This is a genomic window from Streptomyces sp. G-G2 (assembly GCF_030063135.1).
In the GTDB taxonomy this organism is placed as follows: Bacteria; Actinomycetota; Actinomycetes; order Streptomycetales; family Streptomycetaceae; genus Streptomyces.
Map to the genome: position 1 here is coordinate 50,109 of NZ_JASISO010000053.1, position 8,147 is coordinate 58,255.

General features: G+C 73.7%; 5 protein-coding genes. 2 read left to right on the forward strand and 3 right to left on the reverse strand.

Translation table 11 applies throughout. From position 1 onward, the window contains the following. Positions 1–358 precede the first annotated feature (358 nt). The 3 genes from QMF80_RS31970 to QMF80_RS31980 form a co-directional block, all read right to left on the reverse strand. Positions 359–1,651: a hypothetical protein gene (locus tag QMF80_RS31970; RefSeq protein ID WP_283459659.1), complete on the reverse strand. Its 1,293-nt coding sequence runs from the start codon at positions 1,649–1,651 to the stop codon at positions 359–361. A gap of 90 nt (positions 1,652–1,741) precedes the next feature. Then, positions 1,742–3,016, reverse strand: a complete 1,275-nt coding sequence (locus tag QMF80_RS31975) for an MFS transporter (protein WP_283459661.1) — start codon at positions 3,014–3,016, stop codon at positions 1,742–1,744. A gap of 55 nt (positions 3,017–3,071) precedes the next feature. Next, entirely contained in the window at positions 3,072–4,340 is a 1,269-nt protein-coding gene (locus QMF80_RS31980) for a B12-binding domain-containing radical SAM protein (RefSeq protein WP_283459663.1), read from the reverse strand. A 1,036-nt stretch (positions 4,341–5,376) separates the two neighbouring features. On the opposite strand from QMF80_RS31980, the gene QMF80_RS31985 reads away from it, so the two are divergent. Together QMF80_RS31985 and QMF80_RS31990 are read left to right on the forward strand one after the other, a co-directional pair. Then, positions 5,377–7,026 (forward strand): Rossmann-fold NAD(P)-binding domain-containing protein, encoded by a 1,650-nt coding sequence (locus tag QMF80_RS31985; RefSeq protein WP_283459666.1) that lies wholly within the window; start codon positions 5,377–5,379, stop codon positions 7,024–7,026. After that, entirely contained in the window at positions 7,023–8,111 is a 1,089-nt protein-coding gene (locus tag QMF80_RS31990) for a Gfo/Idh/MocA family oxidoreductase (RefSeq protein WP_283459668.1), read from the forward strand. Before QMF80_RS31985 ends, QMF80_RS31990 begins: the two co-directional genes overlap by 4 nt. Positions 8,112–8,147: the final 36 nt, after the last annotated feature.

Genomic DNA, 8,147 nt, shown 5'->3' on the forward strand with positions numbered 1-8,147 from the left:
GTGGAGATCAGCCGGCCCAGGCCTCTGATGTGCCACATCCTGGCCGTCGCCTCGCCCAAGCAAGCCGCAATCAGGCGCGTAACCCCGGGGTCGTGTCGAGATCGATCTCTCCGAACAAGCCCAGGACTAGCCAGTCCCCGCCCTTACGGCTCGCGCCGCGGTGGCCCGTACCGTCCACCGGACATCCGTCGTGGGCGGGGATCGCCCCGGCTCACCCGGAGCGTACGCTCGGCCTGCCGATGATCACGCTGCCGCTGGCGACGGGGGCGAACACGGCCGGCCCGCGCGGACCTTCGCGGCGAGGGCCGCCGGGCCCCTGGCCGGGCGGCCGTCCGGGGACGCGCAGGCCCCCGGGGGCTCACCAGAACTGGCGGAGGTTGAAGCTCCGCAGGGAGACGTGGCTCGACGGCTCGGTCGAACTCCTGGCGTAGAGCACCGGCATCGCCGTCCGGGCCGATCCGTACGCGGCGTTCCACGCGAGCCACTGGTACGCGTCCCATCCCCGCTCCATGCCGATTCCCACGCTGTCCCTGCTCAGCGTGGTCAGGGCCAGTCGGTGGTGGAAGGCGACGTCGTACCGGGCCCGGACCTCCAGCGGCTGCCGCTGGTGCCGGTCGAACCAGTGGAGCGCCGACACGGCGCGCTCGCTGGGGTTCTCGGAGGCCGCGTGGACCGCGAGCAGGTGGTCGAGGTCGTGCGGCTCGTTCCGGGTGAACCGCAGCATCGTCCCCTTCGCCGCCTGAACGGCCGAGTCCAGCGTCCCGCCGCTCCTCCAGCGCGGCTCGCCGGGCGCACCGGACCAGTCCGGGCCGAACGCTCGCGCCATGTCACGCTCGACCAGCTCGCTGAAGGGATCGAGCGGCGTGAACCGGAACTCCGTGTCCGAGAGGGCGCTGTGCCGCGTCAGCAGCGCCCGTATGTCGTCCGCGTGCTGGTCGAGCGTGCGCAGGAGGTGCTCCATCCTGCCGTCGAGCGCGTACCGCGTGAAGACGAGGGAGTGCACGGTGCCCGCGGCCCGGTCGGTGGCCGTCTGCTGGGACACGTTCACCGTCCGCCTCCGGGCGAGCGAGTTGTCGAGCAGTGAACTGACGAACGCCACCATGCGGCGCGAACCCGTCCGGTCGACGTGGGCGGGCAGCGCGGGGTCGCCCACGCCGGCCCGGTGCGCGCACAGCCCGATCTCCACGTCGAGGGCCTGCCTGTCCTCCAGCAGCGCCGAGAGGAACCGCGCGCCTTCCAGGTAGCGGTTCGCCTCCGGGTTGAACGTGTCGCCCTGCCGGCTGAAGCGGAATCCGGCGATCATCGTGGGGACCAGCGCCAGCATGCGCGGGACGGTGAGGGCACTGCGATCGGCCCGCGGGAGCCGGTCCAGAAGCTCGCGCGCTTTGATGACCTCCTGCCGGGCGGCGATCTGCCCGCTGCACGCGTAGATCGCCGCCCCGATGGCGGCCTCCCACCGGCTCGGCCGCTTGAGGGCCAGCGGATGGATCTCCGCCATCGCGTCCGGGGAGGGGAACTCGGCGTCGACCGACTCGGCGTCCTTGCGGATGCCGCACAGCTCCGCCATCTCTCGCGCGTCGATCTTCGAGCCGTTGTAGCGGCTGAGCGCCTGGGACCTGGAGTAGTCCCAGAACGCGATCTCTTCGGCCATCTCTCTTCTCTTCCTGCTGACGATCTCTACGGGCGCCCACCGCTCCGGTGCACGGCGGCGGCCGGCCGGCGCCGTGTTCTCCGGCCGTTCTCAGGCCCCTGGGCCCTCTCCCGCCGGGAGGAGCGGGCCGATGGCGCGGCGTACGGCGGACAGGGCGACGGCCGCGGCCACCGCACCGGTGGCCAGCAGGGCCCACGGCCACCGGGGGCCCAGAGCCAGTGCCGCGGTCAGCGCCAGCGGGGCGATCGCGGAGCCGACCCCCCAGGACAACTGGTGCAGGCCGAGGTGGCGGCCGGGCGTGTCCTGGGGGGCCATGCGGACGGCCACGACGTCGCTGGTGGGGGCGTGCATCAGTTCCGCCGCGGTGAACACCAGTACGGCGAGGGCGAGCAGGGACAGGGCCGCCGTCCGCGACAGGCCGCTCGCCGCACCGAAGAGCACGGCCGCCGCGGCCCAGACCAGCGCCGCCCGTTGAAGGGTGCGCAGGTGCTCGCGCCGTTCCAGGTACCGCACCACCAGGGACTGTCCGACCGTCACCAGCGCGGTGTTCAGTGCGAACACCGCGCCGACGACCCAGGCGGGCTGGTGGAGCCCCTGGACGACGTAGAGCGGCACGAGCACCGGAAGCGCCGCGCAAACGACCACGAGCACCGTATTGGCCGCCACCATGGTGACGTACGCCCGGTCGGGCCGGGGCCGGGCCGCGCGGCGCCCGGGCAGCGCCGGCACGCGACCGGCGGACGGGCGCCGCCCGGTGTGCGGCAGCAGGGCGATCAGGACGGCGGCGAGGACGTAGCTGGCCGCGTTCGCCGCCAGGACCAGCCGCAGGCCGCTCTCCCCGTGCCCGGCCAGGACGCCCGCCGCGAGGCCGCCGACCGCCATCCCGACGTTGCGCAGGGTGCGTTCGAGGCCGTACCAGCGGATCAGCTCGCCGGGGTGGCAGCGGCGGGCGAGGAACGCCCGGTTGGCGGGCCAGAACAGGTTGTCCCCGAGCGCCGCGAGCGTGGCCGCGAGGAGCAGCGTCGTCGTGGAGCCGGTCGACGCATAGACGAGGAAGGCCGTCGCGCGCAGTACGTGGGCCGCCTGGACGAGGGGCACCGGGCCCCACCGGTCGATCAGCGGCCCGGACAGTGGCCCCGCGGCCAGGGCGGCGGCCCCGGCCACCGTCAGGAGGGTTCCGGCGGTGGTCGCCGTCATGCGGTCCTGCCACGTCAGGTAGAGCAGCAGGAAGGGCAGCGCCAGGCCGCTGCCCGTGCTGTCGATCACCACGGCGGCGAGCAGGCGCCGCTGACCGTCCAGCCGGGGCAGGCCGAGCGCCGTGCTCAGCCGCCCCGGCCGCGGCGGCGCGGACGGCGGCGTGCTCATCGCGAGGTGACCTCCCGGGGCGGCCGGCGGCGCGGTGCCTGGAGCGCTACGGACCTCACAGCTCCGCCATCGCGTTGCCGAGGTAGTTGGGCAGTCGGGACAACTGGCCCTGGAGTTCGTCCAGGTCCACGGGGTAGCTCTCCCGGTAGCGCCGGGTCACGGCCTCCACCTCGGACCACGTGCTCGGCATCCTGCCGTCGTTGTAGCGGGGCGCCAGCTGGTCGTACAACTTGGTGCCGGGACGCAGGAAGAGCTGGTTGAGCCCGAAGTAGCCGGGCAGGTTCGTCGCCCAGTCCAGCAGGTCCCCGTTCTGGCAGGCAGGATCGTCGGGCAGGCCTATGAGGATGAAGGCAAACGGCGTGATCCCGGCGTCCTGCAGCTTGCGCACGGCCGCGTTGGTCACCCCGGGCTTGATCCGCTTGCCGACCGGTGTGTCGGCGATCCCCGGGGACTCGGCGCCGAGCCACATGCCCTTGCAGCCGGCCCGGGCCCACTGCTCGACGTCCGTGCGCAGTACCACCTCGGCCCGGCTCTGGCCCGTCCAGCCGATGCCCTGCCCGGTCAGGCCCCGGCACAGGTCCTGGTAGTAGGTGGGGTGGAGCCCGAAGACGTAGTCGAGGAAGAAGATGAAGTCGACGTCGCGTTCCCGCATGGCCGCGATCTCGGCGAGGGTGCGCTCCACGGGCTGCGGGCGCATGCGGGTGCCGAACGGCAGGTGGCAGAAGGTGCAGCCGTACGTGCAGCCGCGCACCCCGAGTACGATGCCGCACGAACCGCGTTTCACCTGGCCGTCCATGAACACCTCGGCGGTGTAGGAACTCAGGTCGAACAGGTCGTAGGCGGGCAGCGGCCACTGCTCGGGGGCGAGCTGCGGATAGCTGTCGGCCAGCGGCATCACCGGCAGCGAGGGCAGACCGGCGGCCAGGTCGCGTACCGCCTGTACGGCGGCGGAGTCGGTCTCGCCGCGCGCGACGTAGTCGACGCCCAACTCGGCGCGGGTGGCCTGCGGCATCTGGGTGGCGTGCGGCCCGCAGGCGATTAGGGTCGCCCGCGGCCACTGCTGACGGGCTCGGTCCACGAGCGCCTTGACCGGGTCCAGTACGAGGGGATAGCACTGGGCTCGGTCGGCTATGGCGGTGATCACGACCACGATGTCGGGGTCGCCGTCGGTGTCGGGCGGGGTGTCGGCGAGGCGGTTGTCCCACACCGACACGCGCATGCCCTCGGCGCGCAGCGCCGCGCCCGCGTTGGCCGCGTCGAGGGGCAGCTGGAGGAATTCACGGTCGAATTCGTCATCGGGAATGGCGAAACAGACGTGGGTCATACGAGGCTCCCGGGCGGGTTCGTGGGCGCGTGAGGGCGGGGACCTGGGGACACGGGGCGGGCCGGAGCCCGGTCGCCTTCGGTCCCGCCGCCGCAGCGCCGTGGGATGTGGGGAAAGGGTGCGTGCGCGACGGGGCGCTCGAAGCGAGGCGGCGCTCCGGCACGCGGGGGTCCGTGGACGGTGGGGGCCCGGTGAGGACGCGGTGGACCCGGCACCGGAACCGGCGTGCGGCAGGCCCGTCGGCCGACGGGTTCACCGTCCGTCGCTCCGGCCGCGTCGGGGTCCATTCCGTCATCTCCACCTTTCTCGTCATGGACCGGGCCACCGGCCCCACCGTGGACCGGACTCCCGTACGGAAGCGGCCGGCACACCGGCCCCGTCATGGACGGGGCATCGGCCCGGCGGCGCCCGGCACACCCGCGGGGAGCGGCCGGCGCCCCTCCGCGAGGCGGGTATCCGTGCCGGACGGTGATGCGGGAGGCCGACCGCACCTGGGCTGTCCCGGCACGGCGACCCTACGAAGACCGGCTGCCGCTCCCCCAGCCCCTACGACCCCTACCACCCCCTACGGGGGGCCCGGCGGGAGGGCGGCGCGGACATCCCGCGACGCGCGGAGCCGGGAGGGCCGGTCGGCCTCCGCCCCGTCCCAGCGACGCGCTGCGCGCCGTAACCGGGGCCGCGGTTGCCCGCCGCACCCCCACCGCGCGACCACCGCACCCCGCCGCGCGGCCCCGCCCGTTGGCCGGTAGGGGGTGGTAGGGGGTGTAGGGGCTGGGGAGCGGCGGACGATCTCCATAGGCTCCCGATGTGCCGACCGGACCCCGTGCGGCCCGACCGCAGCCGGGGCCTCCGGCCGCCGGCTCCAGGACGCCGGCACCCGGCTCCCGGCCCCCGGTTCCGGGCCCGCGAGCCGTCGCTCCGTCTACGCCCCCCGTGCTCGGCACGCCCCTCGGGAGGGGGGCGCCGACTGCTCTCCGACGGTGTACCGGACGCTCCGGGCCGATGGCCCGATCCACGACGAGAAGAGGTTGAGACGATGACGTTGGTTGAAGGAGAGTCCAGGGGTGTCGCGGTGGAGGACGGCGCCCCGGCGTGTCCCGGCGCGAACCGCTACGAGATCCTCGACGGTCGTATGACGCCTCACGATGTGGACGAGACGGTCCGTTCGGTACTGCGGGGGGAGGGCGTACCACTTCAGGAGCCCGCGGAACGGGGGCCGGGAGACCTGCTGATCGACCTGGACGGCACCGCCGTACGGCTGTCCAGCCGGCTGGTCGCCGGTGCCGCCCCGGACACCCTCGACGCCGTCGTCCCCGCGGCCGCTCGCACGCGGGTGCTGCTCTCCGCCTCCGGACCGCTCTCCGCGCGGGCCGGGGCCGTCTTCGACCGCGTCGTCGAGGCGCTGACCTTGCGCGGCCAGTGCTACACCGACGCGGAGGTCGAGACGATCGTGGGGGGCATGCCCCTGGTCGCCCGCTACGCCACCGAGGAGCCGGCCTTCCGCGACTGGGCGCTGATCTTCCGCGACCACTACGTGGAGAACAGCGTCGGCTTCCTGCTGGGCATGGAGCGCGCCGGGATCGACCCGGAGTGGATCTTCGCGCTCTCCAAGGGCGACCGGACCCTGCACCGCGACCGCGTCCACGCCTGGTTCCTGCACCGTGGCTACCGGAGCGACACGCTGGACAACTCGGTGATCAACGGCTCGGCCGACACCACGGCGCGCGCGTACGCCCTGGCGGCCAATGAGCGGGTGGACGACTTCGTGCGCCAGGCGCACGCGGCGGGTCGCAAGGTCCTGGTGATCGACGACGGTGGTCTGCTCGCACAGGGCTACGGAGCCGAAGGCGTCCTGGAGGACGGCGTCGACGGCGCCCTGGAGCTGACCGTGAGCGGGCTGAAGCGGATCGCGGGCGCCCCCGGTCAACTGACCATCCCCGTGCTGAACATGGCGCGTTCGCGGCTGAAGAGCATGCTCGGCTACAACGAGATAGCCGATTCCTGCGTACGCCGGCTGCGCGCCATCCTGCCGGGCGAGAAGTTCATCGGCCGTCACGTGCTGCTGCTGGGCTACGGCACGCTGGGTGGCCGGGTGGCGCACGCGCTGCGTGCGCTGGGCTGCCGGGTGGCCGTGGTGGACACGGAGATCCTGGCGCTGATCACGGCCGCGGAGCACGGGTACGAGACGTACACCAGCGTGGGCGAGGCACTGAGCGCCCACGCGCCGTTCCTGATCGTGGGCAACACCGGCGAGCTCGCCCTCACCCACGACGACCTGCCGCTGCTGCCCGACGGTGTGTACCTCGCGGGCTTCGCCACGAAGGACTTCAGCCTGCTCAGCGAGGGGTTCGACGGACTGCGGTCCACCGTGGTCCCCCAGGTCGGCGTCCGCCACACACTGCCCACCGGCACCACGGCCACCCTGCTGGGGGACGGGCGCTCGCTCAACCTCTACGAGTACGAGGGCATCGCCAACCGGGGGTACGACGCCTACCGCGCGGGCACCCTGATCGCGGCGAAACTGCTGTGCCGCGAGGCGGACACCCTCGCCCCCGGCATCCACCTGGAGCCCGTGGACCGGGAGATCGACGAGGCCGGCCTGTTCGCCGCCTACTACGCCGAGTACCTGGCCTCCGGTGCCCGTCGCCCGGCCGCCCCGGCCGCCCCGGTCCCGGTGGTCCGGTGAACCCCCGCACGTCCGGGACCCGCGTGTGCGTCATCGGGTACGGGGCCGCCGGCCGGCTGCACCAACGGCTGCTGAGCGAGCTCGGGTTCGACGTCAGCGTGGTCGACCCGGCCCCGGGCGCGGTGCCCAGCGCGATCTCCGTCTTCGACGGGGTCGAGCAGGCCGCCCGCAGACCCGTCGACGTCTGGTCGGTGTGCTCGCCGACCGCGACCCACATCGCGATGGTGGCCGAGGTGCTGGCCGTCGACCCCGCGGCCCGGCTGCTGGTGGAGAAGCCCGTGTGCCGCACGTGGGAGATCCCCGAGCTGAACGCCTTGCTGGACCGCCACCCCGAGGCCCGTCTGGTGGTCATGGACCAGTACCGGCACTCCCGGGCGATGACCCTGCTGCGGACCATGCGGCAGGAACTGGCGCCCCAGCACCCGCTGCGGGCGGTCCGCGTCGGGTTCGGGAAGGACCGGCGGGCCGACATCGCCGCCGGCCGGTTCGTCGACCACGACTACGGCATCTTCGGCTACGAGTGGCTGCACATGCTGGCCCTGGTGCGCGGCGCGCTGCCGGCGGAGTCGTACGACCGCTACATGGGCACCACCCCGCAGGCGGGCGCCCTGCGGGTGGCGGCCGACCCCGAGCTGACCAGTACCGCCGCGCACGAGCGGGCCGTGGCCGACGGTGTGGACATCGAGCTGTACTCCACCATCGTCGGGCCCGACCCGTCCGGGCAGGTCTCCGTGCCCGCATGGTTCGACCTGCCCCCCGCGGCCGGTGAGAGCAGGCAGCGCCATGTCGACGTGCTCGCCGGGCCGGTGCGCTTCGGCCTGGACCTGGACCCGGTGACCCTGCCCCTGGGCACCCGGCTCCCGCGCAACACCCACCGGCTCACCGCGGAAGGGCCGGGGGTGCGCCGCGAGTGGCTGATCCATGACTCGCCGCTGGACAACGCCCTGCGCTGGGCGGTGGCGGCGCTGCTGTCCCCCGCCGGCCCGCCCGGCCTCGACCTGCGGGGCGCGGCGCGCATCGGGCTGCTGGCCGAGGCCGCCCACCCCGCCCGGCCCGCCCGTCGGCCGCCCTCCGTCCGTACCTGACCGGCTGCGGCCCGACCGGCTTGGGTGTGGCGGCTT

What these genes read in the sequence shown, in the direction of transcription:
- QMF80_RS31975 (WP_283459661.1), bottom strand. Translation starts at nt 3,016, where the DNA reads ATGAGCACGCCGCCGTCCGCGCCGCCGCGGCCGGGGCGGCTGAGCACG.
- QMF80_RS31980 (WP_283459663.1), bottom strand. Translation starts at nt 4,340, where the DNA reads ATGACCCACGTCTGTTTCGCCATTCCCGATGACGAATTCGACCGTGAA.
- QMF80_RS31985 (WP_283459666.1), top strand. Translation starts at nt 5,377, where the DNA reads ATGACGTTGGTTGAAGGAGAGTCCAGGGGTGTCGCGGTGGAGGACGGC.
- QMF80_RS31970 (WP_283459659.1), bottom strand. Translation starts at nt 1,651, where the DNA reads ATGGCCGAAGAGATCGCGTTCTGGGACTACTCCAGGTCCCAGGCGCTC.